At 59.5% G+C, this 23,566-nt stretch carries 26 protein-coding genes; 14 read left to right on the top strand and 12 right to left on the bottom strand.

Annotated elements, in window-relative coordinates; genetic code table 11:
- Window positions 1-67: 67 nt before the first annotated feature.
- From AB4O11_RS14930 to AB4O11_RS14915, 4 genes are read left to right on the top strand one after another with little or no spacing between them, the layout of a single operon-like run.
- Window positions 68-370: a BufA1 family periplasmic bufferin-type metallophore gene (locus tag AB4O11_RS14930; RefSeq protein ID WP_460090058.1), complete on the top strand. Its 303-nt coding sequence runs from the start codon at window positions 68-70 to the stop codon at window positions 368-370.
- Window positions 371-395: 25 nt separating this feature from the next.
- On the top strand, window positions 396-1,283 hold the full coding sequence (gene bufB / locus AB4O11_RS14925; RefSeq protein ID WP_460127316.1) for an MNIO family bufferin maturase: 888 nt from the start codon (window positions 396-398) through the stop codon (window positions 1,281-1,283).
- The gene (locus AB4O11_RS14920; RefSeq protein ID WP_460127314.1) at window positions 1,280-2,038 is read left to right on the top strand and encodes an HvfC/BufC N-terminal domain-containing protein; all 759 of its coding nucleotides are present in this window, start codon (window positions 1,280-1,282) and stop codon (window positions 2,036-2,038) included. The genes bufB and AB4O11_RS14920 overlap by 4 nt, the downstream gene beginning before the upstream one ends.
- A complete protein-coding gene (locus tag AB4O11_RS14915) occupies window positions 2,035-2,511 on the top strand; it encodes a DoxX family protein (RefSeq protein WP_099758192.1) in 477 nt (158 codons plus the stop codon). The genes AB4O11_RS14920 and AB4O11_RS14915 overlap by 4 nt, the downstream gene beginning before the upstream one ends.
- A gap of 111 nt (window positions 2,512-2,622) precedes the next feature.
- Here AB4O11_RS14915 and AB4O11_RS14910 read toward each other — a convergent pair whose 3' ends face one another.
- Window positions 2,623-3,537: a LysR family transcriptional regulator gene (locus AB4O11_RS14910; protein ID WP_427118821.1), complete on the bottom strand. Its 915-nt coding sequence runs from the start codon at window positions 3,535-3,537 to the stop codon at window positions 2,623-2,625.
- A 104-nt stretch (window positions 3,538-3,641) separates the two neighbouring features.
- Here AB4O11_RS14910 and AB4O11_RS14905 point away from each other — a divergent pair, with 104 nt between their 5' ends.
- The gene (locus tag AB4O11_RS14905) at window positions 3,642-4,241 is read left to right on the top strand and encodes a short chain dehydrogenase (RefSeq protein WP_093438720.1); all 600 of its coding nucleotides are present in this window, start codon (window positions 3,642-3,644) and stop codon (window positions 4,239-4,241) included.
- A gap of 7 nt (window positions 4,242-4,248) precedes the next feature.
- Here AB4O11_RS14905 and AB4O11_RS14900 read toward each other — a convergent pair whose 3' ends face one another.
- Window positions 4,249-4,596 (bottom strand): hypothetical protein, encoded by a 348-nt coding sequence (locus tag AB4O11_RS14900; protein ID WP_257357226.1) that lies wholly within the window; start codon window positions 4,594-4,596, stop codon window positions 4,249-4,251.
- A 139-nt stretch (window positions 4,597-4,735) separates the two neighbouring features.
- Between AB4O11_RS14900 and AB4O11_RS14895 the strand changes: the two genes are divergently transcribed.
- Window positions 4,736-5,389, top strand: coding sequence for a COG3650 family protein (locus tag AB4O11_RS14895; RefSeq protein ID WP_460127311.1), 654 nt, complete (start codon window positions 4,736-4,738; stop codon window positions 5,387-5,389).
- A 97-nt stretch (window positions 5,390-5,486) separates the two neighbouring features.
- Complete coding sequence (locus AB4O11_RS14890) at window positions 5,487-7,100, top strand: NAD(P)/FAD-dependent oxidoreductase (RefSeq protein ID WP_099758186.1); 1,614 nt, start codon at window positions 5,487-5,489, stop codon at window positions 7,098-7,100.
- Between the two features lie 136 nt (window positions 7,101-7,236).
- Here the strand turns inward: AB4O11_RS14890 and AB4O11_RS14885 are convergent, their stop codons facing one another.
- Window positions 7,237-8,331: a PLP-dependent cysteine synthase family protein gene (locus AB4O11_RS14885; protein WP_099758185.1), complete on the bottom strand. Its 1,095-nt coding sequence runs from the start codon at window positions 8,329-8,331 to the stop codon at window positions 7,237-7,239.
- Between the two features lie 250 nt (window positions 8,332-8,581).
- Between AB4O11_RS14885 and nhaA the strand changes: the two genes are divergently transcribed.
- The 5 genes from nhaA (at window position 8,582) to AB4O11_RS14860 (ending at window position 11,992) form a co-directional block, all read left to right on the top strand.
- Window positions 8,582-9,766 (top strand): Na+/H+ antiporter NhaA, encoded by a 1,185-nt coding sequence (nhaA, locus tag AB4O11_RS14880; protein WP_116254522.1) that lies wholly within the window; start codon window positions 8,582-8,584, stop codon window positions 9,764-9,766.
- A 171-nt stretch (window positions 9,767-9,937) separates the two neighbouring features.
- Window positions 9,938-11,152 (top strand): S-type pyocin domain-containing protein, encoded by a 1,215-nt coding sequence (locus tag AB4O11_RS14875; RefSeq protein ID WP_460127309.1) that lies wholly within the window; start codon window positions 9,938-9,940, stop codon window positions 11,150-11,152.
- Window positions 11,153-11,159: 7 nt separating this feature from the next.
- Complete coding sequence (locus AB4O11_RS14870; protein WP_460090052.1) at window positions 11,160-11,414, top strand: colicin E3-like toxin immunity protein; 255 nt, start codon at window positions 11,160-11,162, stop codon at window positions 11,412-11,414.
- Window positions 11,415-11,467: 53 nt separating this feature from the next.
- On the top strand, window positions 11,468-11,713 hold the full coding sequence (locus AB4O11_RS14865) for a colicin E3-like toxin immunity protein (RefSeq protein ID WP_460090051.1): 246 nt from the start codon (window positions 11,468-11,470) through the stop codon (window positions 11,711-11,713).
- 27 nt (window positions 11,714-11,740) lie between these two features.
- A complete protein-coding gene (locus tag AB4O11_RS14860) occupies window positions 11,741-11,992 on the top strand; it encodes a pyocin S6 family toxin immunity protein (protein ID WP_460090050.1) in 252 nt (83 codons plus the stop codon).
- A gap of 76 nt (window positions 11,993-12,068) precedes the next feature.
- Here the strand turns inward: AB4O11_RS14860 and AB4O11_RS14855 are convergent, their stop codons facing one another.
- The gene (locus AB4O11_RS14855) at window positions 12,069-12,533 is read right to left on the bottom strand and encodes an outer membrane lipoprotein (RefSeq protein ID WP_007969461.1); all 465 of its coding nucleotides are present in this window, start codon (window positions 12,531-12,533) and stop codon (window positions 12,069-12,071) included.
- A gap of 168 nt (window positions 12,534-12,701) precedes the next feature.
- On the opposite strand from AB4O11_RS14855, the gene AB4O11_RS14850 reads away from it, so the two are divergent.
- The gene (locus AB4O11_RS14850) at window positions 12,702-12,938 is read left to right on the top strand and encodes a hypothetical protein (RefSeq protein ID WP_093438753.1); all 237 of its coding nucleotides are present in this window, start codon (window positions 12,702-12,704) and stop codon (window positions 12,936-12,938) included.
- 5 nt (window positions 12,939-12,943) lie between these two features.
- On the opposite strand, the gene pdxH is transcribed toward AB4O11_RS14850, so the two are convergent.
- From pdxH to dinG, 5 genes are all read right to left on the bottom strand, one after another.
- Entirely contained in the window at window positions 12,944-13,591 is a 648-nt protein-coding gene (gene pdxH, locus AB4O11_RS14845) for a pyridoxamine 5'-phosphate oxidase (protein WP_427118823.1), read from the bottom strand.
- 24 nt (window positions 13,592-13,615) lie between these two features.
- A complete protein-coding gene (locus tag AB4O11_RS14840; protein ID WP_099758181.1) occupies window positions 13,616-14,716 on the bottom strand; it encodes an OmpA family protein in 1,101 nt (366 codons plus the stop codon).
- A gap of 113 nt (window positions 14,717-14,829) precedes the next feature.
- A complete protein-coding gene (locus tag AB4O11_RS14835; RefSeq protein ID WP_093438768.1) occupies window positions 14,830-15,975 on the bottom strand; it encodes a serine hydrolase domain-containing protein in 1,146 nt (381 codons plus the stop codon).
- Window positions 15,976-16,114: 139 nt separating this feature from the next.
- Window positions 16,115-18,586 carry a beta-galactosidase gene (locus AB4O11_RS14830; protein ID WP_460127304.1) on the bottom strand — a complete coding sequence of 824 codons (2,472 nt, stop codon included), beginning with the start codon at window positions 18,584-18,586 and terminating at the stop codon, window positions 16,115-16,117.
- Window positions 18,587-18,681: 95 nt separating this feature from the next.
- Entirely contained in the window at window positions 18,682-20,826 is a 2,145-nt protein-coding gene (gene dinG / locus AB4O11_RS14825) for an ATP-dependent DNA helicase DinG (RefSeq protein ID WP_007918588.1), read from the bottom strand.
- A 99-nt stretch (window positions 20,827-20,925) separates the two neighbouring features.
- Between dinG and AB4O11_RS14820 the strand changes: the two genes are divergently transcribed.
- Entirely contained in the window at window positions 20,926-21,390 is a 465-nt protein-coding gene (locus AB4O11_RS14820) for a CopD family protein (protein WP_093438783.1), read from the top strand.
- 236 nt (window positions 21,391-21,626) lie between these two features.
- Here the strand turns inward: AB4O11_RS14820 and AB4O11_RS14815 are convergent, their stop codons facing one another.
- The 3 genes from AB4O11_RS14815 to AB4O11_RS14805 all read right to left on the bottom strand — a co-directional run bounded on the left by AB4O11_RS14815 (window position 21,627) and on the right by AB4O11_RS14805 (window position 23,545).
- The gene (locus AB4O11_RS14815) at window positions 21,627-22,385 is read right to left on the bottom strand and encodes a hypothetical protein (RefSeq protein WP_099758178.1); all 759 of its coding nucleotides are present in this window, start codon (window positions 22,383-22,385) and stop codon (window positions 21,627-21,629) included.
- Window positions 22,378-22,659, bottom strand: a complete 282-nt coding sequence (locus AB4O11_RS14810; protein WP_093438792.1) for a DUF1145 domain-containing protein — start codon at window positions 22,657-22,659, stop codon at window positions 22,378-22,380. Before AB4O11_RS14810 ends, AB4O11_RS14815 begins: the two co-directional genes overlap by 8 nt.
- Window positions 22,660-22,822: 163 nt before the next feature.
- Window positions 22,823-23,545, bottom strand: a complete 723-nt coding sequence (locus AB4O11_RS14805) for an OmpA family protein (RefSeq protein WP_099758177.1) — start codon at window positions 23,543-23,545, stop codon at window positions 22,823-22,825.
- Between the last annotated feature and the right edge of the window lie 21 nt (window positions 23,546-23,566).

The following is a 23,566-nucleotide window of genomic DNA, read 5'->3' as shown; positions in this document are numbered from 1 at the left end:
CGTTCTCTAGTGGGGTAAGCAAGCGCAATCCGCTTGTAAAAACCCTGAACAAGACTGGAGAAACATCATGACTGCTACCACTCGCACCCTGTCCGCCACTGCCCTGGTTCTGGCCCTCGGTTCTGCCCTGAGCATCGCCGCCGTCTCCACCGCCCACGCCGCCGACGACATGGAAAAATGCTTCGGCGTGGCCATGAAAGGTCACAACGATTGCGCCGCAGGCGCAGGCACCACTTGTGCCGGCACGTCGAAAACGGACTACCAGGCCAACGCCTGGAAACTCGTTCCGAAAGGCACCTGCGCCACCACCGAGAGCAAGACCTCGCCGACCGGTTTCGGTCAGATGGAAGCGTTCAAAGCCAAGTCCTGATCCGCGAACTGCCTGAGTGACGATCATGCTCACCCTCAATGACCATGCCCAACCCCGCACTCAGGCAGCCCTCACCGGGCTCCCGCCCCGTGCCGGGCTGGGACTCAAGACCGGGCACTTTCGTGAAGTGCTCGGCTCATCACCGGACATCGGCTTCTTCGAAGTCCACGCTGAAAACTACATGGTGGCCGGCGGTCCGTTTCATCATTTTCTCGGCTTGATCCGCGAGCAGTACCCGCTGTCGCTACACGGTGTCGGCTTGTCCATCGGTGCTGAAGGGCCGCTGGATGAACAGCACCTCAAGCGCCTCGCCGAACTGATTCGGCGCTATCAACCGCAATCCTTTTCCGAACATCTGGCCTGGTCGAGCCACGGCCCGGTGTTTCTCAATGACCTGCTGCCACTGGCCTATGACACGCCGACGCTGAACCGCGTCTGCGAACATATCGATCAGGTGCAGAACACCCTGCAACGACCCATGCTGCTGGAGAATCCGGCAACCTATCTGGCGTTCGAGCGCTCGACGATCGATGAGGCAGACTTCATCGCAGAGGTCATTCGCCGCTGCGGCTGTGGCCTGTTGCTCGACGTCAACAATGTCTACGTTTCCTGTGTGAACCATCGGCGTGATCCGCTGGCGTATCTCAATGCCCTGCCCCTGCACAGGGTCGGCGAGATTCACCTGGCCGGGTTTGCCGAAGATAGCGACAGCCTCGGCGATCGTTTGCTGATCGATGATCACGGCGCGCCGATCGATCAAGCCGTCTGGAATTTGTACCGGCAAGCACTGCAGCGCACCGGCCCGGTGGCGACATTGATCGAACGCGACAATCAAGTGCCGGCGTTCGCAGTGCTGCTGGTCGAGGCGCAACAGGCTGATGCGCTTTTGCGCGAGGCCGGAGGCCGCACATGAGCACTCAACGCGCTTTCGCGGCTGCGCTCATCGACACGCGGCTGCCCTGCCCCGAAGGTCTGTGCAGTGCCAACGGCGCTGATCCGGCGAGCCGTTTCGCGGTGTATCGCAACAACGTGCAGAGCTCGCTGAGCAATGCGTTGGGCGACAGCTATCCGGTGGTTGCGCAATTGGTGGGCGAAGAATTCTTCCGCGCCATGGCGGCCGTTTTCGTACAACAGCAACCGCCGCAAAGTCGGTTGATGAGCTGCTACGGCGAACAATTTGCGGACTTCATTGCAGCGTTTGAACCGGCCGGCAGCGTGCCTTATCTGGCCGACGTGGCGCGCCTTGAGCACCTGCGCACCCTCGCCTATCACGCCGCCGACGCCCTGCCCGTCCGGCCAGAAGAAATCACGGCAGCCCTGACTGATGCGCAAACGCTGAGTGAGCTGCGCCTCGACCTTCATCCCTCCCTGCACCTGCTCGACTCAACCTATGCCGTGGTGGCGATCTGGGGCGCACATCAACACGACGCGACACTGGAGGGCATCGACATCAACCAAAGGCAACACGCGCTGGTATTGCGCAATGGCCTGGACGTCGAAGTGTTTGCCCTCGATCCCGGCGCCAGTACGTTTATCCGCAACCTGATCGATGGCCAGCCACTGCTGAAAGCGGCGGAAAACAGCCCTGAGTTCGACCTCGCGCAAACCCTTGGCTTGCTGATCGCGCACAACGCCATTACCCACTTGAATAACAAGGAACTGCCATGAAAACGCTCATCACCCGCGCCATTGCGCTGCTGGAAAAAATCCCCCACAGCCTGATCGCGTTCATTGCGCGTTTCTCGATTGCCGCGGTGTTCTGGAAATCAGGACAGACCAAGGTTGAAGGTTTGGCCATTGATTTGATTGACGGCACTTTTCAACTCGGCTGGCCACGTCTGGCCGACTCGACGATTCCGTTGTTCAAGAGCGAATACCACGTGCCGTTATTGTCGCCAGAGATTGCCGCGCACATGGCCGCGTTCGCCGAGCACTTTTTTCCGCTGCTGATTCTGATCGGCTTCGCTACGCGTTTTTCGGCGTTGGCCCTGTTGGGGATGACCCTGACCATTCAACTGTTTGTGTATCCCGATGCCTATCCGACCCACGGCACCTGGGCGGCGGTGTTGCTGTACCTGATGGCGACGGGGCCAGGCAAGTTGTCGATTGATCATCTGATCGCCCGCCATTTCGCAAAATAAACAAAATCCTTGTGGGAGCGAGCCTGCTCGCGAATGCGTTAGTTCAGTCAACACATGAAGTGTCTGTGAAACCGCTTTCGCGAGCAGGCTCGCTCCCACAGGAGAATGAAGTCAGCGCTGAAGGCGATCCAGCGCCTCACCGCTGCGTTTGAACCAGCCGATCAGATAGTCAGCGAGTACTTGCGTGCGCTTCGGCAGTCCGCCCTGATACGGATGCACCAGGTACATCGGCATGCGCCGGGTCTGAAAATCGCGCAGGAGCCAGCGCAATCGACCGTCAGCCAATTCCGCTTGCAGCAAGTAGGAAGGCAGTCGCGCGATACCGGCGCCGCTAAGCGCGGCTTTCTTGAGCAAGCTGTAATGGTTGCTGGCAAACGGTCCCGACACCCGCACCCGCAGCAATTCATGCTGCTGGTGATAAAGCCATTCCTCACGCCCGCTGTAGTGGCTGTTGAGTAAGCACCGATGCTCAGCCAATGCCTGCGGCGTCAACGGTTCACCGAAGCGTTCGAGGTAAGCCGGGCTCGCGCAGGTCATTTCCTGCCATGCCAGCAACGGTTTGGCCACCAGTCGCTCGTCGTTGGCCACTTCGCTACGGATTGCCAGATCAAAGCCATCCCGAGACAAATCGCGGTAACTGTTATTCAACTCCAGCTCGATCTGCACCTCGGGGTATGTGTGCGAGAACTCCAACAGCAGACCATCGAAGAAGGTTTCGCCCAGCGACACCGGCACCGTCATGCGCACCGGTCCGGCCATATCGTCCTTCAACCGCGCCAAGGCCTGACGCGCCCTTTCCACCTGGACGACCAACGCCTGGGCCTGCGGCAACAATGCTGCGCCGGCGGCGGTCAGGCTCAAGCGCCGGGTAGTGCGTTGCAGCAGCACCACGGAAAACTGTGCTTCGAGCTGACTGATGCGTTTGGACAACTGACCCTTGCTGCAGCCCAACTGCTGCGCCGCCAGGGTAAAACTGCCCGCTTCGATCAACACTGCGAACGCCGCCAGATCATCCATTTCGCTCATGGATTGTTTCCATTTGAAAACCAAAGGTTGCCTATTAGCGCGCTTATCCACAGAAAAAACCACTCTAGACTGAAACCTCGTTCAATCACTTGAGGTACGGCACGATGAAGATTCTGTTGATAGGCGCTGGCGGCACCATTGGTTCGGCGGTGGACAAAGAACTGTCGCAACGCCATGAAGTCATCCGCATTGGCCGCACCAGCGGTGACTTGCAGGTGGATATCAGCGACAGCGCATCGATCCGCAAACTGTTCGAAAAAACTGGCAGGTTCGATGCCCTGGTGTGCGCCGCCGGCAACGTGACCTTCGCCCCACTGGGCGAGATGACTGAAGACAGCTTCGCCCTCGGGCTTAAAGACAAACTGATGGGCCAGGTCAATCTGCTGCTGATCGGCCGCGAATTCGCCAATGACGGCGGCTCCTTCACTTTTACCACTGGCGTGCTCAGCCATGATCCGATCCGCAGCGGCGCCTCGGCAGCGCTGGTTAACGGTGCACTGGACAGCTTCGTCCGCGCCGCCGCCATCGAACTGCCACGCGGCCTGCGAGTGAACTCGATCAGCCCGACCGTACTGCTGGAAGCCATGGGCAGCTACGCCCCGTATTTCCGTGGTTACAAGCCGGTTCCTGCGGCGGATGTGGCGCTGGCCTACGCGAAGAGTGTGGAAGGCCTGCAGACAGGTCAGACATTTCACGTGGGCTGAGCTTCATTTACTCGATCAAAGTCGGTAACAGGCTTTTGGCAACAGGCCGCGGCATCACGATCCTGAGCAGCCCACCAAGCTCCGAATGCACTGTAGTTGTTGAAATGTGCTGGCCATTGATCGACAGGTTCAATGGCTGGCCCAGCGCCTCACGACTGATTGCCTTGGCCCGGGCGGTCGCTTCGGGAGTCAGGGTAACGGAAAGCTGAGCAAAGTCCGGATGAGCGCCCTGATCATCCCTGAGCAGAATTTCCATCCTTGCGAAATCAGCCGCTGAGGAAAAATCAAGATCGGCAGCCTGGCTGGTGCCAGCGCATGACGTTACCAATAGCAGTATCGCGACCTTCCATTGCATTGAGCGCACCTCGATCCATCAAACCAGACAAGCGCAAGACTATGCGGCGACCCCATGCCCAACTCAATAGTGGCCAGACAAACCTTGTGATCGGCAGTCAGCCTCAGTAACGTGGCGGCACTTGTCTGGAGAGCCGAAGATGCGTGTTGCCCGTTCGTTAGTCGTTATTGCCCTGCTGCCATTGTTTGCCGCTTGCCAGTTGCTCGATGGCCAGCGAGAAAGTGCCTCGCACGTCGGGCAGACGCGGATGCAGGGGCAACTGACCGCTGCCGACGGCAAACTGGTGTTCCAGCCGTGCCAGGAGCAGCGTCAACTGGTGGTCAATGACATTGGTGGCACCAGCATTCTGCAAGAAGCGGCAACGCTGGCTGATGAGCAAGGCAAACTGTTTGCCGATATTCGCGGCAAAGTTGCCGGCGATCGACTCGACCTGACTCAGCTGTACCGCGTCGAGCGCTCGGGCACGGCTTGCGATGATCCCAACTTCAAACAACTGATCCTGCGCGCGGCCGGCCATGGCCCGGAATGGAACGTCAAAGTCAGCGGCAAAGGCATGGTCATCGACCGCGCAGGCCAGCCGCCACTCGCGGTGCCCTATGTTGAAGAACAACTGGGCGACGGCCGCTTCAATCTGAGCAGCGAAGCCAATAACCAGCGCATCGAGTTGTGGGTCGCGCCGCAGCGATGCGTCGACAGCAGCACCGGCAGCGTGCAGCACATGAGCGCCGAACTGCGCATCGACGGCCAGGTGCAGCGCGGTTGCGGGTATTTCGGCGGATCGCGCAACGACTGAGCGTTTTAGCCTCACCGGATCCGGCCTTTGCGGCTTATAATCGCGGCCTTCAAACGCCCTGGCGCAGTTGTGCGCCCCGCGAACCCGGATCCTCGCCATGTTACGAATCACTGAACTCAAGCTGCCAATCGACCATCCCGAAGAAGACCTGCGCGTTGCCATCGTGCAACGCCTGGGCATCGCCAGCGATGATCTGCTCGATTTCACCTTGTTCAAGCGCAGCTACGATGCGCGCAAAAAGTCCTCCGAACTTTGCTTCATCTACACCATCGACCTCGAAGTGCGCGACGAGGCCAAAGTGTTGGGCAAGTTCGCCGACGACCGTAACGTCAACGTGGCGCCGGATGTCAGCTACAAATTCGTCGGCCAGGCGCCAAGCGATCTGGGTCAGCGCCCGATCGTCGTCGGTTTCGGTCCGTGCGGGATCTTCGCCGGCCTGCTGCTGGCACAGATGGGCTTCAAGCCGATCATTCTCGAACGCGGCACCGAAGTCCGTCAGCGCACCAAGGACACCTGGGGCCTGTGGCGTAAAAGCGTGCTCAACCCCGAATCCAACGTGCAGTTCGGCGAAGGCGGCGCGGGCACATTCTCCGACGGCAAGCTGTACAGCCAGATCAAGGACCCGAAATTCCTTGGCCGCAAAGTCCTGCACGAATTCGTCAAGGCCGGCGCGCCGGAGGAAATCCTCTACGTCAGCAAACCGCACATCGGTACGTTCCGTCTGACCGGCATGGTTGAAAACATGCGCGAACAGATCCGCGAACTGGGCGGCGAAGTGCGTTTCCAGGAGCGCGTCAGCGACGTGCTGATCGAAGACGGCCAACTGGTCGGCGTGCAACTGGCGAGCGGCGAAACCCTGCATTCGAAACACGTGGTTCTGGCCCTCGGCCACAGTGCCCGCGACACCTTCCGCATGCTCCACAGCCGTGGTGTGTTCATGGAAGCCAAGCCGTTTTCGGTGGGTTTCCGCATCGAGCACCCGCAGTCACTGATCGACCGTGCGCGCCTGGGCAAGTACGCAGGCCACCCGAAACTCGGGGCCGCCGACTACAAGCTGGTGCACCACGCCAAGAACGGCCGTTCGGTCTACAGCTTCTGCATGTGCCCGGGCGGCACAGTGGTCGCGGCGACTTCCGAGCCGAACCGCGTGGTCACCAACGGCATGAGCCAGTATTCGCGTAACGAGCGCAACGCCAACTCCGGCATCGTTGTCGGCATCACCCCGGAAGTCGATTACCCGGGTGGCCCGCTGGCCGGGATCGAGTTGCAGGAACGTCTGGAATCACACGCCTTTATTCTCGGCGGCAGCGATTACAAAGCCCCGGCGCAACTGGTTGGCGACTTCATCAACGACATTCCTTCGACCGAACTGGGCGAAGTCGAGCCGTCGTACAAACCGGGCGTGGCGCTGGGTGACCTGGCCTTGGCATTGCCGGATTTTGCCATTGAGGCGATCCGCGAAGCGTTGCCGGCGTTCGAGAAGCAGATTCGCGGTTACTCGCTGCACGATGCGGTGTTGACCGGGATCGAGACGCGCACCTCTTCGCCGCTGCGAATTACCCGTAACGAAACGCTGCAAAGCATGAACGTGAAGGGCTTGTTCCCGGCGGGCGAAGGCGCGGGTTATGCGGGCGGGATTCTGTCGGCAGGTGTTGACGGGATTCGCATTGCTGAAGCCGTGGCGCGGGACATCCTCGGCCTTGAAGCCTGATCAGCATTAGCTGACTCAACACAAAACCCTGTGGGAGCGAGCCTGCTCGCGAAAGCGCTATTTCAGTCAATGATGATGTTGAATGAGATGACGCCTTCGCGAGCAGGCTCGCTCCCACATTGGTTTTTGCGTTTCTTCAGATATTGGCGCGCAGGACTGAGTCAGGCAGCGGCTCACCCCGCTCGGCACTCGCCGCCACCGCTTCGATCAACCCACTCAACTCATACCCCTGCGCCTTCAGCCAATCCTGATCGTAATAGGTGTCGGCATACCGCTCGCCGCCATCGCACAGAATCGCCACGATAGACCCCGACTCCCCCGCCGCTTTCATCTGCTGCGCCGCCATCAACGCACCGATCAGATTGGTCCCGCTCGAACCGCCAACATGCCGTCCCAGACGCTGCGCCAGATAGTGCATGGCCGCCAGCGACAAGGCATCCGGCACTTTGACCATTGCATCGATCACCTTCGGCAGGAACGACGCCTCAACGCGCGGCCGGCCAATGCCTTCAATGCGCGAACCGCAGTCCAGGCGCAAACTCGCATCGCCCGTTTGGTAGTAATCGAAGAACACCGAACGCTCGGCATCGGCGCACAAAACGCGGGTGCAATGCTGGCGATAGCGCACATAACGACCCAGGGTCGCGGTGGTGCCGCCGGTGCCGGGGCTGGAAATCAGCCAGCTCGGTTCCGGGTGCTTCTCATAGCGCATCTGCTGGAAGATCGATTCGGCAATGTTGTTGTTCGCGCGCCAGTCAGTGGCACGTTCGGCGTAGGTGAACTGGTCGATGAAGTGGCCGCCATGTTCGCGGGCCAGGCGCTCGGATTCGGCGTAGATCTGCGTCGGATCTTTCACCAGATGACTTTGGCCACCGTAGAACGCGATCTGCGCGATCTTCTCTTTGGACGTGGTCGCCGGCATCACCGCAATAAACGGCAGGCCGAGCATCCGCGCGAAATACGCTTCGGAAATCGCCGTCGAACCGCTGGACGCCTCGATCACCGGCGCGCCAGGTTTCAGCCAGCCGTTACACAATGCATAGAGAAACAGCGAACGAGCCAGCCGATGCTTGAGGCTGCCGGTCGGATGGCTCGACTCATCCTTGAAGTACAACTCGATGCCTGCAAAACCCGGCAGCGGCAAAGGGATCAGGTGGGTGTCGGCGCTGCGCTGAAAATCCGCCTCGATGATGCGGATGGCTTCGCGGGCCCACTGTCGGTTGTCGCTCATGGTGATGGTTCTCGTTGAATCGGCAGGAGATGAAGCTGTTAGAAAGGCTCACTCATCAGCTTAGGAAAAATCCTATAGTGCGCACAGATACAGCTGAGTCTCAATATGTCAGGCAACTGCTAGGCTCAGCATGGCTTGAGCCAGACACCTTGTAACGACATATAACAAAAAAGAATATAACTTTTGTTTTAACAACTAACAGTACGGGTTAGGGTGTCCCACCTTTTGACTTTATCGATGGAGAGCGACCTTGCCTCTGCGTAGCACTTTCACGCGTTTCTTTCAGTTGGAAGCTGCCAGCGGTCTGTTATTGATCGCCGCGGCCATCCTGGCCCTGATTATCAACAACTCGCCGCTGTCGTGGCTGTACACCGGCCTGCTCGACACCCCGGTGGTGGCGCAGATCGGTGCGTTGAAAATCGCTAAACCCCTGCTGCTGTGGATCAATGACGGTCTGATGGCGATGTTCTTCCTGCTCATCGGCCTGGAAGTGAAGCGCGAAGTCCTCGATGGTCAGCTATCGAAACCGTCGCAGATCGTCCTGCCCGGCGCCGCAGCGATCGGTGGCATGCTGGTGCCAGCGCTGATCTACTGGTTCCTCAATCGCGACAACCCGGCAGCCCTCGACGGCTGGGCGATCCCGACCGCGACCGACATCGCCTTCGCCCTCGGCGTGCTGGCCCTGCTCGGCAAGCGCGTACCGGTGTCGCTGAAACTGTTCCTGATGACCCTGGCGATCATCGATGACCTCGGCGCCATCGTGATCATCGCGATCTTCTACTCAGGCGAACTGTCGACCCTGTCGCTGGGTCTTGCAGCAGCGTGCATCGCGGCGCTGGTGGCGATGAACCGGCTCGGGGTGGTCAAGCTTGGGCCGTACATGATCATCGGCTTGATCCTCTGGGTCTGTGTACTCAAAAGCGGTGTGCACGCCACGCTGGCGGGTGTGACGTTGGCCTTCTGCATTCCATTGCGCACGAAAAACGCCGAGCCGTCGCCGTTGCTGACCCTCGAACATGCGCTGCACCCATGGGTGGCCTACGGCATCCTGCCGCTGTTCGCCTTCGCCAACGCCGGCCTTTCACTGAGCGGTGTAACCGTCGAAAGCTTCACTCACCACGTGCCAATGGGCATTGCGGTAGGCCTGCTGCTGGGCAAGACCGTCGGTGTATTCGGCCTGACATGGCTGGCCGTGAAGATTGGCATCGCCACCCTGCCCCAAGGCGCCAACTGGGGTCAGGTGCTGGGCGTGGCGATCCTGTGCGGCATCGGCTTCACCATGAGCCTGTTTGTCGGTTCACTGGCGTTTGAGCCGGGTGTGAGTGATTACGCCGGGATGGACCGGATGGGAATTTTGACCGGGTCGATTCTGGCGGCGTTGATTGGTTATGCGGTGACGGCGGCGGCGAGTCGCAAGAACTCCCAAGCGATATAACCTCTTTGGCGAGGGAGCAAGCTCCCTCGCCACAAGTTTCCTGCGTTCCTGTTACACAGCGAACAATCCCACGTCTTTAGAGACGCGTCCTACAGCCACCATTTTCCTGCTTCGTTAACGTTGCGCAGCCCTTTGCGAAGGGCTGTCGATGGATGAACGAAAGGACGATCAGTGGCTGGCAACAAGGACATCCCCCGGGTTCAAAACCCACCGCAAGGCGACGGGCATCACGTTACCTACCGCTACATGACGGCCACGGAATTGGCCGAGCGCGACGCCAGACAAAACGCTTACGACACCATGCTGGCACGGCAGGAGGCTTTCGAGCGCAGCCGTGAGGTGGCGGTCAAGAAAGCCGAGCCCGTGCGTGCCGGTTGCGTATTTGCCAAGTCCTGCAAATTGCCGGATGCGATTATCGATTACTCCAGTCCTTCGGGGATGGTGCCGACCGACAGCCTGAAGGATTACGGCGATCTGATTCTGCTGGGCGCGCGTGAAGCCGATGAAAGCGGCGCAGTGCCTCTCAAGAAAATCGGCGCAACGGCCATCCCGGCAGGCTTCGGCAGTTTTGCGTTGACGGGTTCGGCTTTCAAAGCACTGCCCACAGTTATATCCACCGCAGTGGTCACGCCATTGGTGACCCTGGTAGCGCTGCTCATGCCCTCGAACCTTGGTGACAGCGCACTCTATACCGACGAGCAACTGCGTGGACTTGAACAGGCGCGAACGCGTGTTCGGCTGAGGGTCGAACAGCAGGCCGACGGCAGCCTGAAGGGCTATGGCTTCTACACCGGCAAGAATCGCGATTGGGAAATGGTTGATGTCGTGCAGTTCAAGTTGCGCGACAGCCAGTTCATTGCTGACTTGGGAGAAGGCGTAGAACTGATCTGGACGCCGGCTGTGAATGGCTCGGACATCCTCGGCATTCCTGCGCTGGAGGCTGCACCGCAGGCACCGCACATCTGGGTTTATCCGCCGACGAAAGCGGCGGATGGGATGCTGGTGAATCCGGTTTATCCGCCGGAGTACCGGGATTTCATTCTGGTTTTTCCGGTGGGGTCGGGAGTAAAACCGATTTACATTGTTGTCAGCGCTGCGAAAGGTACCGCCGAAGAGGGTCATACCTATCACCCAGCTCCTGAAACGGTGGATATAACAGCCTTTCCTGATTTGAGAAGAGCAAAAAAGAAAACACCATACAACGGAGGGCTTCGGGATCGCTGGATCAACGCGAAAGGCCGGATAATCTACGAATGGGACTATCTGCACGGTGAACTTGAGGCATACCGCGCAAGCGATGGCAGCCATTTAGGCTCTTTCGACCATAGGACCGGCGAACAGATAGATCCGCCCAAAAAGAAACGAAATATCAAAAAATATTTATGAGGATTACATGGGACTGAAGGCCAGGCTTGAATGGTATGACAAGCAAACCGAACTGGGTGAAGGAGAGGAGCTGTCGAAAGATTTTGGTGAGGACTGCTCACTAATTGAAGCGTTAGGCCTGTCGCCTGCCAGAAACATAAATAATGGCGGATTTAATGTTAAATCCGATTGGTTAAAGATTCTTCAACCGTACTTCCAGCACTTCATTCAATATTCGTCTTACGACTATCAGATATCGTTCGTATACCGCAACAACTGGTAGGCACCCATTCAACACCCGAAAAAATATCAAAAAAAGATATCTGTGAGGAAGAGATGGGGCTAGAACTGAGACTGGAATGGTACGACACAGCAACCCTGCAATTGCAGGGCGAGGAGTCGTCAAAAGATCTGGGGGATGATGAATCAGTACTGAATGCCTTGGGCATTCCGGTGGAGGGCAACATCAATAATGGCAGCTTCAACGTCGTCGAGAAGTGGGGTGCGACCATTCAGCCGTACTTTCAACATCAAATCATTCTGAGTGCCAACGACTATCAAATTTCGTTTGACTACAGTTAATACCGACAAACAGGCTATTGAAACTTTATGCGCTACCTTTCGATAACCGGCTTTTACCCTGATGACGTTCAAGATGACTCTTTGCAATTCGAGCTGTATATCCAAGATAGCGAGATGAACGAAAAAGTTGCACAGTTCATTGAGTCTAAGCCCCTGAATGAATTGGAACCCGGAGAGCTGCTATTGACTACAGATCAAGTCACTGCGCTGAAAACTCTTCTCAAAGTTAGCCTCCCGAAGGGTTTGGAGTTTTTCATGGGCACCTGTGCTGATTACTGACTTACCGAATTGGAAGCAAAAAACAAAAAACCCCGACCAGTCACCTGATCGGGGTTTTCTTTACCCTGAATTCCGCTTAGTGCGAAACGCGGCTGGTCCCACCAACGGTGGAGATGCGCACGCGCTCGCCAACGCGGAACACTTCGTTCTCCTGCACCTGCTGCACATAGGCACGCATGCTGCCATCGTCTTCACGCACGGTGATTTCCACACCTTGGGTACGGGTCAGGCCTTCTTCAGTCGCCGAACCGATCAGACCGCCCGCCACCGCACCGATAACCGCAGCAACGATGCTGCCCTTGCCGCCGCCGATCGCGCTGCCGCCGACGCCGCCGACCACCGCGCCTGCAGCGCCGCCGATCGGGGTCTTGGTGCCTTCGATTTTCACCGGACGCAGGGATTCGATGGTACCCATGCGAATCGTCTGCACACGACGCGCTTCGTCACGGGAGTAGGAGTCACCGGTCAGGCTCGATTGGCAGCCGGTAAGCAACATCGCCATCGTGGAAAAGGAAGCAACCAGCAGAACAGACTTACGCATAGCATCAACTCCAAAGGAACATATATTCATTAAACTCCGTGGCTTGACGCCTGTCACGACGCCGCCCGGATAAATTGGCTTTCATTCAGGCGCGGTACAGACGCCTGCAAGGTTTCCCAACAGTAGCGCCAAATTACCGATTCCGCGCCACGGACACCAAGGATTTTCATGGATTACTTCATCATCGTCGTCACCACTGCCGCTGGTTTGTACTTCCATTGGTGGTTGTACGTGCGGATCAAGCGCTGGATGGATCGCGACCTGGCGCTGTCACTGGCGGGCAAGGATGAAGGAAAACGTGCCTTCATGCTCGAACAGTTAGCGAATGCTCAGATGCAGAAGATCAAGCGCCGGGATCTGCCGAAGTGGCTGGAGGCCGCTGCGGCAGGCTATCCCGCTCGGTAGACTGCTCAGGGTGCCAGACGTTCAAGAATCCAGTCGGCGCCCTGCACACGGTAGTTGAGGCGATCGTGCAGACGGCTCGGACGGCCTTGCCAGAATTCGATGCGCTCAGGCAACAAACGGTAACCACCCCAGTGTTCCGGACAGTCGGGTTGAGTGTCGGAGAAACGCTGCTCGGTGGCCTCGAGCAAATCTTCCAGTTCACCGCGCCCGTTGATCACCCGGCTCTGTGGTGATGCCCAGGCACCGAGACGGCTGCCCAGCGGACGCACCTGATAATACGCATCCGACTCCGCAGGCGTGACCTTCACCACCCGCCCTTCGATGCGCACCTGGCGTTCGAGGGTTGGCCAGAAGAAAGTCATGGCGGCGAACGGGTTGGCCGCCAGATGCTGACCCTTGGCGCTGTCGTAGTTGGTGAAGAAGGTGAAGCCCTGCTCGTCCAGGCCCTTGAGCAGCAGAATGCGGCAATGCGGTCGCCCATCCTTGTCGACCGTGGCCAGGGTCATAGCGTTGGCTTCCACCGGTGGCTGTTCGGTTTTCACCGCGTCGGCAAACCACTGGTGAAACAACGCAAATGGCTCAGCCGGGGCTTGCGCCTCGGTCAGCCCATCCCGGGTGTAATCACGACGCATATCTGCCAGAGCCTGGGTCATGGCGCATTCCTTTTCGTTAGCGGATCACTTCTTGGTGGTATCGGTCGCGGCGACTTTCTTGTCGGTCGCGGCGGCTTTGGCTGGAGCAGTCTTTTTCGCTGGGGCCTTGGCCGGGGCTTTTTTGGCCGGTGCCTTGGCAGCCGCTTTTTTTACCGGAGCCTTTTTGGTTGCCGGTACAGCGGCTTTTTTCGCGGCAGGAGCCGGAGTGACCGGTTTGGCGACTGGCTTGACGTCCTGTGCCGCGACCAGGGTCACTGGCTTCGGTGCCGGCATGTTGTACTTGCTCAGCAAGGCAACCATGGTGTTCTGCGGGGTCACCAGCAGTTCAACACGACGATTCAACGCACGACCTTCAACACTGTCGTTGGCCGCACGCGGTGCTTCGGAACCCATGCCACGCAGCATCAGGCGATCACGCTGCAGGCCGCTGAGACGGAAGATTGCGGCGATGGCCTGGGCACGCTCCTGGCTCAGTTTGATATTGGCAGGCGCGGCACCACTGGAATCGCTGTGGCCAAGGACCAGCACGGCAGTTTTCGGGTCGGCTTCAAGGATTTTCGCCACGCGGGTGAACGGGCCGAGGGTGACCGGCAGCAACATGGCTGGACGATCCGGGTTGAACGAGCCTTCCACCGGCGCGGTCACGACCAGCACGTTTTCACGGCGTTCGAGTTGCAGATTGCTGTCCTTGACCGCTTCACGCAGGCGCGGCTCGTAGTCGTCGAGCCAGGCTTGGGTCACTTTCGGATCCGGCATCGGCACGGCTTTGGTGGTGGGTTGATCCTTGCCGCCGAACGGCCACCACCATTTGCCACCTGCATCGGCTTCAGCTTTGGCCACGGTGACCGGTTTTTTTGCTTCGGGGGCGACTTCAGCCTTCATGTCGGCCTTGGCCGCTTCGTCATCGGAACCGAACGGCCAGTACCATGGGCTGCTGCTTTCAGATTTGGCAACCGGTGCGGTAGCAGCCGGTTTCAAAGGCGCCGGAGCGGGTTCTTTGGCCGCCACCTTGTCGGAAGAACCGAACGGCCACCAACTGCCGCCGTCCGCATCGTTTTTCGGGGTCTGTGCACAACCGGTGATCGCTACACACAGGGCCAGGGCGAGGGTCTTTTTAGATGACATTGAAAATCCACAAAATGAAGTAATGAAAAATCAGAGCACTTTCGCCCGGATAAACAGTCGCTTTGAAACGAAAAAACGTTCGAGGTTCCGGCCCTGGAATCCCGAATGGAACTTTACAGACAAGTGGCAAGCACCCGCGCGAGCTTTTGCGCGCGCGGATCCATCAAGACGTACGGCCCAAGGGTATTTGTCACAAAACCAAACGCGACATCATGCTCGGGGTCAGCAAAACCGATGGAACCGCCCGCGCCCGGATGGCCGAACGCCCGTGGGCCAAGGCCGTAAGTGGCGTTGGGCACATCCGGTTGATCAAGCATGCAGCCCAGACCGAAACGGGTCTGGGTCAACAAAGTCTTGTCTTCGCCGAGGCTGTGTTCGCGGGTCAGCTCTTCGAGCATGTCGCTTTCGAGCAGGCTGCCGTCGAGCAACCCAGCGTAGAAACCGGCCAGACTGCGCGCATTCCCGTGGCCATTGGCCGCCGGTTGCTGCATGCGTCGCCACTCAGGTTTGTTGGTGCTGGTCAGCACCGACGGCGGATTGGTAAAAGCACGGGTGGTCATGGCAGTCGGTTCGCGCATGGTCACTTGCAGCAGACGTTGCGCGGCAGCATCACCAGCATTGCCCTTGCCGCGAGCGATATGCGCCACCCGGTGGAATTCTTCGTCAGCCAGACCGACGTGAAAATCCAGACCCAACGGTTTGGCGACACGAGCGACGATCGATTCACCCGGCCCACGACCGTCAGCACGGCGCAGCAATTCACCGATCAGCCAGCCATAAGTGATCGCGGCATAACCGTGACCGGTGCCCGGCGTCCACCATGGCGCTTCTGCCGCAAGGGCGTCGACCATGGTTTGCCAGTCGTAGAGCGCTTCCGGCGCCAGCAGCTCGCGCAGGGCCGGCAGACCGGCCTGGTGGCAGAGCAATTGGCGCAGGGTGATGGATTCTTTGCCGGCAGCGGCGAATTCCGGCCAGTAGCGGGCGACCGGAACATCCAATTGCAACTTGCCTTCGCCGACCAGTTGCAGCGCGGTGACGGCAGTGAAGGTTTTGGTGCAGGAGAACAGGTTGGCGATGGTGTCGCTGTGCCAGGCCTCAGTGCCATCCTTGTCGGCAGTGCCGGACCAGAGGTCGAGAACGGTTTCTCCACCGACCTTGATGCACAGGGCTGCGCCGCGTTCCTGGGGATCGTCGAACAGTGCGGCGAAAGCTTCGCGCACCGCTTCGAACTGAAGCTCGTAATGTCCCTGAATCTGCACCCGCAACTCCCCCGCGAAAACGCTCTACAAAGTGGCCCGCATTGTTCCAGCCCTCGAGGGATTTGGGAACAGCTGCGGGCCAGACGGTTAAAAGCCAAGTCAAAAGATCGCAGGCTGCGATCTTTTAGCGCATCACAGATTAATGACCATTCCCCGAGTGCCCACCCGCGTGCCCCGCTCCCGCACCTTTGCCAGCCTCACCTTTCCTGCCGCCTTCGGCTTCGTGCTCAGGGGCTTTCTCAGCCTCTTTGCCCAACTGATCAATCGCCTGCAAATTGCTCTTGCGCACTGACTCGACAAAACCCTGATACGGCAGATCAGTCACTCCCACCAGACCGAAGTGGCCATTCTCACCATCAAGCAGACGGCCGGTTACCGGTTGGTCCAGATACTGGAACCAATGCACGCCAACAATCGACGGTTCACTCAGCGCTTGTTTGAGGAAGTTGGCGTAGGCCGGGCCGCGATCTTCTTCCCTTGCCACTTGCGTGACGCCGCCCCAGAACGGGCCACGATCCGCTGAGCCAAAGTTGAATTCGGTGATCATTACCGGTTTGTCCAAAGCGCCCAGGGCGGCAAAGTCATAACCGTCCTGCGGTTTCAGCGTGTACATGTTGAAGCTCAGGACATCGCAATACTGCGCGCAGGACGCCACGGCTTCCGGCGTGCTGATGGCGAAGCGACCGCCAAGCAGCAACTGGTTCGGCGCATGCCATTTCAGCGAGTCGGAAATGGTTTTGAAGTAGGTGTCGGCGAAGACTTTCTGGAAATATTTGAAGTCCGCCTCGATTTCCGGATGCTCGGGATTCGGCAGCGGTGGCACGAAACCCGGGTCTTCCATCAATTCCCACGCCGGCAGATCGATGCCCCACGCCTTCGACAGCCCCGCCTGATTGCGGTACTTGTCGCGCAATTGCTTGAGGAACGCACGTTTGGCCGGTACGTCGGTGGTCATCTTCAGGGTGCCATAAGCCAGCGCATAGCGGGATTTCGGATCATCGCCGGGACCGGCCCACGCCAGTTCGTTGTCGGCGTAGTAGCCGATCAGCCACGGATCGTCGCGGTGATCGCGGGCGGCGATGGCGACGGCGCGCTCGGTGGCCATGGCGAAACGCGGATCAAACGGATCCGGCATACCACCCCACCAGTCGCTGCCGGTGCTGATGCTGGTGTAGTCACCGACGATCGACAGCGGCAAGGTGTAAGGCACACGCTCGGCATCACTTAGCGAATCGGCACTCCAGTTACCTACCGTGTTGAAGCCCCAGGCTTGCAGGCGATCGAGCGTGTGGCTGGCCCACTGTTGCTCATCGATGGTGGCCTTGCACGGCTCAGCAGCCTTTTCCGCTGTCGCTTGTACGGTTTCAGTTTTGGCTGCCTCAGCGACGCCGGACTTCGGCTCGGCAGCCACAGACACAGGTTCTGCGGCTTTCTCGGCGGCCGTTTCAGCGGCGGCAGACCTGGCCGCTTCGGCGACTCCGGACTTGCTCTCACTGTCGGCTTTGCACGGTTCACCGTACACGCGCTGCAGGTTGGCGCCATAGAAGTCGTACCAGCGCCCGTTGCCGTATCCCCGGCCCTGATCAACACCGTTGCCGCCACGGTTGTCACCCTCGCCAAAATGCTTGGCCAACGGTTCATCAGGTTTAGGCAGGGATTCAAACATGTACTCACGACCGGCCACGTAGGTCTGGTTGACCTGCGGGCTGACGGTGTTCACGCCCAGCGAGTAAAACGGATGACCTTCAGGCGTGACCAGATACCAGCGGCCATCACGCTTTTCAGTACGGAAGAAACCGCTGGCCTTGAACGCCGGGCCTTTGTTCCAGCCACCAAATTTGTCCAGCGAGGACTTCTCACGCTCGGCCAGCCAGATTTTCAGTTGTTGCTGTTCCTTGGCGGCGGCGGATTTCAGTTGTTCGTCGTTGCTGATCTTTTCCGGCCACTTGCTACGCGTCGATTGCCCGTAGGCGTCGACCAGATTGCCGTAAACGGCCTGGGTGACCGATTCGCCGTCCTGCACACCGAAACGCTCCAGCAGCAAACTCTGTGCGACTTTCGGCTGATCCATCGACAGGCTCACCGAGACCACTTGGCTGCGGTCGATCTCACCGCTGCTGCTGGCGAGCAGTATCCGTTGACCATCGACCGTCATCGGCATCGGCGGCCCGGCTTTCATGCCTTGACTCAGCGGTGTCGACGCGACCAGCGGCACCAACAGGGTTTGCGCAGGCCCGGCCGGCAGGTCGACGCGGCTGACCAGGGTGCGGCCGTCGTTGCTCTGGATCTGTACGTAGACCGTCACCGCCCAGTCCATTGCGCTCTGCAATCGCAGGGTCATCATGCCCGACTGCGACCAGTCCCAAGCGCCGGTCTGCGGCGTCAGACGCAAGGTCGGGCGCGCCACCGGGTTGAACGTCACCCGGCGCAGCACTTCGCCCTCAGGCGTTTGCTCGGCGTTGGCTTGCGGCAGATCAGCGTTTTCAGTGGCGATTTTCACCACGTCGGCAGGACGGACAAAGTTGAACAGGGTCTGCTGACCGGCGGGCGCTGCCAGCAACGGGGCAGCGAAGATCAAGGCAAATACGGCAGGCAACGAACGGCGGATCATAAGAACGGAGTTCTCCCTAACGACCAACAATGGCCAATGGAAAAGCGATGGCAGAGAGATAGACAACACGGCGGGCAAAACTGCCCACCGTTGTCTCAGGATATTTCACGACGGAAAGGAGGCAACGCATTGAGGATCGCCTTGCCATAGCGCTGGGTGACCAGGCGCCGATCGAGCAAGGTGATGGTGCCGCGGTCTTCTTCGGTGCGCAGCAGACGCCCGCAAGCCTGAACCAGCTTCAGCGAAGCGTCGGGCACGGAGATTTCCATGAACGGATTGCCGCCACGGGCCTCGATCCATTCCGACAACGCCGCTTCAACCGGATCGTCCGGGACCGAGAACGGGATCTTGGCGATTACCACGTGTTCACAGTACGCACCCGGCAAGTCGACACCTTCAGCGAAACTGGCCAGACCGAACAGCACGCTGGAATCACCGCCATCGACCCGCGCCTTGTGCTTGTTCAGGGTTTCCTGTTTCGACAGGTTGCCTTGAATGAACACTTGCTTGCGCCAGTCGCGGTCGAGACCGTCGAACACGTCCTGCATCTGTTTGCGCGAGGAGAACAACACCAAGGTGCCGCGCGAGCCTTCGACCAGATCGGGCAACTCACGGATGATCGCTGCCGTGTGTGCGGCGGCATCGCGTGGATCGGCCTTCAGGTCCGGCACCCGCAATACCCCGGCGTCGGCGTGATGGAACGGGCTCGGCACCACAGCAGTGACGGCCTTTTTCGGCAGACCGGCGCGCATGCGGAAGCGGTCGAAAGTGCCCAGCGCCGTGAGGGTCGCCGAGGTCACCAGGCAGCCGTAAGCCACGTTCCACAAGCTGCGGCGCAAGGTTTCCGCCGCCAGGATCGGGCTGGCATTGACCTCGATATCGAACAGCGAACCGCTTTCGGCCAGGGTCAGCCAACGCGCCATCGGCGGGCTGTCTTCCGGGTCTTCGGCGGTGAACGCAGTCCACAGCTCCCAGTTGCCGGAGGCTCGCGACAACAGGCTGCCGAACAGCGGATACCATTCCTCAGCCTGATTGCTGGCGATGCCGATGTTGACCTCGCCGTCCATGCCTTCCTTAAGCAGGTCGGTCAGACGGGTGAACAGATCGTTGAGACGGGCAAAGCCTTTTTTCAGCTCGATGCCCATTTCGCGCATGTGCTCGGGAATCACCCCGGCGACGAAGCGATGCCGTGGCCGTTCGCGACCCTCGACGTCTTCGCCGGGTTTGAAATCGGCGACCTGCTCACAGGCGCTGAACATGAACTGTTGCTGAGCCTTGATCTCACGCGCCAGTTCCGGCACTTGTTCGATCAATTTGCCAAGATCGCCCGGCAGCGGATGCTGGGCCAGCAGTTTGGTCAGGTTCTTCGCGGTGGTTTCCAGCCAGTCGGCGGTGGAACGCAGGCGCGTGTAATGGGCGAAGTGGCCGATGGCCTTGTCCGGCAGGTGATGGCCTTCGTCGAACACGTAAATGGTGTCGCGCGGATCCGGCAACACCGCGCCGCCGCCCAGTGCCAGGTCAGCCAGGACCATGTCGTGGTTGGTGACGATCACGTCGACCTTGCCCATGCCTTCGCGAGCCTTGTAGAAGGCGCACTGGCCGAAGTTCGGGCAATGGCGGTTGGTGCACTGGCTGTGATCGGTGGTCAGGCGCGCCCAGTCAGCGTCTTCCAGCGCATTCGGCCAGCTGTCACGGTCGCCGTCCCACTTATTGCCGGCGAGTTTCTCGATCATGCTGGTGAACAGCTTTTGACTGGCCTCATCAACCTCGATCTTGAAGCCCTCTTCTTCGAACAGCTGCGCGGTGGCGGTTTGCGCGTGGCCTTCCTGCAAGAGCATGTCGAGCTTGGACAGGCACATGTAGCGGCCACGGCCCTTGGCCAGAGCGAAGCTGAAGTTCAGCCCGCTGTTGCGCATCAGGTCGGGCAAGTCCTTGTAGACGATCTGCTCTTGCAGGGCCACGGTCGCAGTGGCGATGACCAAGCGTTTGCCGGCCAGTTTGGCGGTGGGGATCGCGGCCAGGCTGTAGGCCACTGTCTTGCCGGTACCGGTGCCGGCTTCCACCGCGACAATCGCGGGGTCGCCACTGCGCCGGCCTTCGTCGTCGGTGTCGATATCCCCGAGGACTTTGGCGATTTCAGCGATCATCAGGCGCTGGCCGTAACGCGGTTTGAGGCTCTTGGCCTCTAGAAAACGCGAATAGGCGCCCTGGATCGTGGTTTTGAGTTCAGTACTGATCATGGATTGTCGGGCGCAAAAAACGCTGGATAAATTTTCAGTGGTTTCGGATGGCGGCTATCATACCCCGCTAATTAATCCCGCGCAGAACGGAGTGCCCCAATGACACCTTTTAGCCTCGTTTACCCCCTGCATGTGCTGTCCGCCCTGGTGTGGGTCGGCGGCATGTTTTTTGCTTGGATGGTCCTGCGCCCCGCGGCTGTGAAGGCCCTCGACGGCCCAGCCCGCCTCACCTTGTGGGTGGAAGTGTTTCAAGGTTTTTTTCGGTGGGTCTGGGTCGCGGTGATTCTTTTGCCCATCAGCGGCGTGGGCATGTTGCATTTGCAGCAGGTCGGGTTTGAGACCGCGCCGAAGTATGTGCAGGTGATGATGGGCTTGTATGTGGTGATGACGGCGCTGTTTATCCGCATTCAGGGGTTGATGTTGCCTGAACTGCGTACGGTGGTGGAGGCGAAGGACTGGCCGGCGGGTGCGGCGGTGCTGGGGCGAATTCGCCGGGTGGTGGGGCTTAATCTGATTGTCGGGCTGGTGCTGGTGGCGATTGCCGCGGCTCGGCCGATATTCTGAAATTGGGGACTGAGATCAAAAGCCCCTCACCCTAACCCTCCCGAAACGTCGGACCGCCCGTAGGGAGAGGGGACTGAATGGGGGATATTGAAGAGTTACGCCGACCTGAAGGATTAGCTTTGAATCCATAATCGACACGGTTTTTCAGGTCGATGGATAGCCTGAGTCACCTCGGTCGGCCCCCTCTCCCTACGGGCGGTCCGACGTTTCGGGAGGGCTGGGGTGAGGGTCTGCCTTTACAGGCGCTGCACGGTCACAGCACCCGCCGCCCCCACCGGCCCAGGCTGGCCATCCGCCCCGGCCTTGCCGTTCTTGCCACCATCGGCGCGATACACAAGGCAGCCCTTGGACTTGCCGCCCTTGCCTGCCTTGCCGCCAACACCGGCTGGTCCGCCCGCACCGCCCGCGACATTGACCTTGATCAGCTCAGCCGGAAACTCGCGCGGCACTTCCAGCCGCACCAGCGCACCCGGAGCGCCCGGTTGGCCATCACTGCCGTTGCTGCCATCAAAACCATGCCCGGCCGAACCATAAGTGCAGCCCGGGTCTTCGCCGTTACCGCCGTCAAGGCCGACAAAGCCCGGCGCACCGGTGCCGCCACGGGCATCGACCAACAGCTGCGGCGCGCTCAACGCCTTGAATTGCAGATTCAGATTACGTCCGGCACGGGCAGCTTTTTCATACGTCCCCGGCGCCCCGCGCGCGGTGATCTGGCTGCCATCGCTCAGCTCTGCGCGAACGACCTTCATGTCCAAAGCGTTCTCGCCCGGAACGATCGCGATGCGTGCTTCATGGCCAAGACGTAGTTCACCGACACTCAACTCGGTCACGTTCGCCGGAATCAACAGCGTGCCGTAATCGGCCACTTCGAGTTTTTCCAGCTGCAAGGTGCTGGCGGTATTGGGCAAACGCATCAGCGAATTGGTTTCAACGCTGACCACCTGGGCACAGGCCAATGGGCTGATGAATGCAGCGAGCAAGCAGAGTTTACGCATGGGAAGAAGCCTCCGGAGCGGCCGGGGCCGGGATGGTTTGCAGGTGAAATACGCCGAACAGCAGGATGCGGCCACGGTCACGCCAAGGGTGCGGGCGACCTTGGAGGCTGCGATTGCACAGCAGCACTTCGAATAGATGAATCAGCAACAACAGACCGCCGGCCAGATTGACCAGCAGATGCAACGGATGTACGAACGGCACCAACTGATTGGCCAGTACCACGCAGCAGAACAGCAGGGTCAACAATCGCCCCAGCCCCCAGAACACTTTCATACGCTCCCCCGTGTTGCGAATTATTCTTTGGGCGCACAGTAACGGCTTCTGCGGGGGATAAGCCAGAGGGGAAAATGAAAAAACTTCGATCGTCTGCCAAATGGCTGCCGAAACGACGCTGATCGTCGCCCGGCAGCTCTAGGCTGCGCCCTACAGACGCGTCCTAACGATTGATGTGCAACTCCACACGCCGGTTCTGCGCACGACCTTCATCGGTGGCGTTATCGGCAACCGGCTCGCTTTCACCGCGCCCTTCACTGGTGAGTTTGTTGGGCGCCAGCCCTTGGCTCAGCAGATACGTGGCGACACTGCTTGCACGCCTTTCCGACAAGGCCTGGTTGTACGCATCCGAACCTTTGCTGTCGGTGTGACCAATGACCTTGATGCTCACCACGTCGGCATTGCGCAGTTTGTCCATCAGCGTATCGAGCTGGGATTTCGCCGCCGGGGTCAGGTCGGATTTGTCGAAATCGAACAGCACGTTGCCGGCATCGCTGAGGGTGATGACTTCAGTTTGCGGTGCAGGCTCCGGCACTTTTTCCGTGACCGGGTATTGCGGCAACGGGCAACCACGGTGATCGACCGGGGTATTTTCCGGGGTGTCCGGGCAACGGTCGCGGCGGTCGAATACACCGTCGCCGTCTTCATCGCCGTCCTGGGCGTAACAGATCAGTCCGCCGGTAAGAATCCCCAGCGCTGCGCCGCCGCCGGCCCAGCCGCCACTTTCAATGGCGCCGAGACCGCCACCGACCAGCCCGCCGATAAGGCTGCAGATCGGCCACGTACGTTGATTGAGGGGTGCAGTGCCATCGCTGTGGGTGGCGCAACCGGTGAGCAAGCTGCCTAGCAGCAGCACCGGCAAGACGGACCTTGAGAAAACAGTCATTGTGAAAGCTCCTGTGTCACC

It is taken from the genome of Pseudomonas sp. H1_D05 (assembly GCF_054682705.1).
The sequence above is the reverse complement of the archived record's forward strand: the minus strand, read 5'-3'. Positions and strand labels throughout refer to the sequence as shown.

What these genes read in the sequence shown, in the direction of transcription:
- AB4O11_RS14930 (WP_460090058.1), top strand. Translation starts at nt 68, where the DNA reads ATGACTGCTACCACTCGCACCCTGTCCGCCACTGCCCTGGTTCTGGCC.
- bufB (WP_460127316.1), top strand. Translation starts at nt 396, where the DNA reads ATGCTCACCCTCAATGACCATGCCCAACCCCGCACTCAGGCAGCCCTC.
- AB4O11_RS14920 (WP_460127314.1), top strand. Translation starts at nt 1,280, where the DNA reads ATGAGCACTCAACGCGCTTTCGCGGCTGCGCTCATCGACACGCGGCTG.
- AB4O11_RS14915 (WP_099758192.1), top strand. Translation starts at nt 2,035, where the DNA reads ATGAAAACGCTCATCACCCGCGCCATTGCGCTGCTGGAAAAAATCCCC.
- AB4O11_RS14910 (WP_427118821.1), bottom strand. Translation starts at nt 3,537, where the DNA reads ATGAGCGAAATGGATGATCTGGCGGCGTTCGCAGTGTTGATCGAAGCG.
- AB4O11_RS14905 (WP_093438720.1), top strand. Translation starts at nt 3,642, where the DNA reads ATGAAGATTCTGTTGATAGGCGCTGGCGGCACCATTGGTTCGGCGGTG.
- AB4O11_RS14900 (WP_257357226.1), bottom strand. Translation starts at nt 4,596, where the DNA reads ATGCAATGGAAGGTCGCGATACTGCTATTGGTAACGTCATGCGCTGGC.
- AB4O11_RS14895 (WP_460127311.1), top strand. Translation starts at nt 4,736, where the DNA reads ATGCGTGTTGCCCGTTCGTTAGTCGTTATTGCCCTGCTGCCATTGTTT.
- AB4O11_RS14890 (WP_099758186.1), top strand. Translation starts at nt 5,487, where the DNA reads ATGTTACGAATCACTGAACTCAAGCTGCCAATCGACCATCCCGAAGAA.
- AB4O11_RS14885 (WP_099758185.1), bottom strand. Translation starts at nt 8,331, where the DNA reads ATGAGCGACAACCGACAGTGGGCCCGCGAAGCCATCCGCATCATCGAG.
- AB4O11_RS14870 (WP_460090052.1), top strand. Translation starts at nt 11,160, where the DNA reads ATGGGACTGAAGGCCAGGCTTGAATGGTATGACAAGCAAACCGAACTG.
- AB4O11_RS14865 (WP_460090051.1), top strand. Translation starts at nt 11,468, where the DNA reads ATGGGGCTAGAACTGAGACTGGAATGGTACGACACAGCAACCCTGCAA.
- AB4O11_RS14860 (WP_460090050.1), top strand. Translation starts at nt 11,741, where the DNA reads ATGCGCTACCTTTCGATAACCGGCTTTTACCCTGATGACGTTCAAGAT.
- AB4O11_RS14855 (WP_007969461.1), bottom strand. Translation starts at nt 12,533, where the DNA reads ATGCGTAAGTCTGTTCTGCTGGTTGCTTCCTTTTCCACGATGGCGATG.
- AB4O11_RS14850 (WP_093438753.1), top strand. Translation starts at nt 12,702, where the DNA reads ATGGATTACTTCATCATCGTCGTCACCACTGCCGCTGGTTTGTACTTC.
- pdxH (WP_427118823.1), bottom strand. Translation starts at nt 13,591, where the DNA reads ATGACCCAGGCTCTGGCAGATATGCGTCGTGATTACACCCGGGATGGG.
- AB4O11_RS14840 (WP_099758181.1), bottom strand. Translation starts at nt 14,716, where the DNA reads ATGTCATCTAAAAAGACCCTCGCCCTGGCCCTGTGTGTAGCGATCACC.
- AB4O11_RS14830 (WP_460127304.1), bottom strand. Translation starts at nt 18,586, where the DNA reads ATGATCCGCCGTTCGTTGCCTGCCGTATTTGCCTTGATCTTCGCTGCC.
- dinG (WP_007918588.1), bottom strand. Translation starts at nt 20,826, where the DNA reads ATGATCAGTACTGAACTCAAAACCACGATCCAGGGCGCCTATTCGCGT.
- AB4O11_RS14820 (WP_093438783.1), top strand. Translation starts at nt 20,926, where the DNA reads ATGACACCTTTTAGCCTCGTTTACCCCCTGCATGTGCTGTCCGCCCTG.
- AB4O11_RS14815 (WP_099758178.1), bottom strand. Translation starts at nt 22,385, where the DNA reads ATGCGTAAACTCTGCTTGCTCGCTGCATTCATCAGCCCATTGGCCTGT.
- AB4O11_RS14810 (WP_093438792.1), bottom strand. Translation starts at nt 22,659, where the DNA reads ATGAAAGTGTTCTGGGGGCTGGGGCGATTGTTGACCCTGCTGTTCTGC.
- AB4O11_RS14805 (WP_099758177.1), bottom strand. Translation starts at nt 23,545, where the DNA reads ATGACTGTTTTCTCAAGGTCCGTCTTGCCGGTGCTGCTGCTAGGCAGC.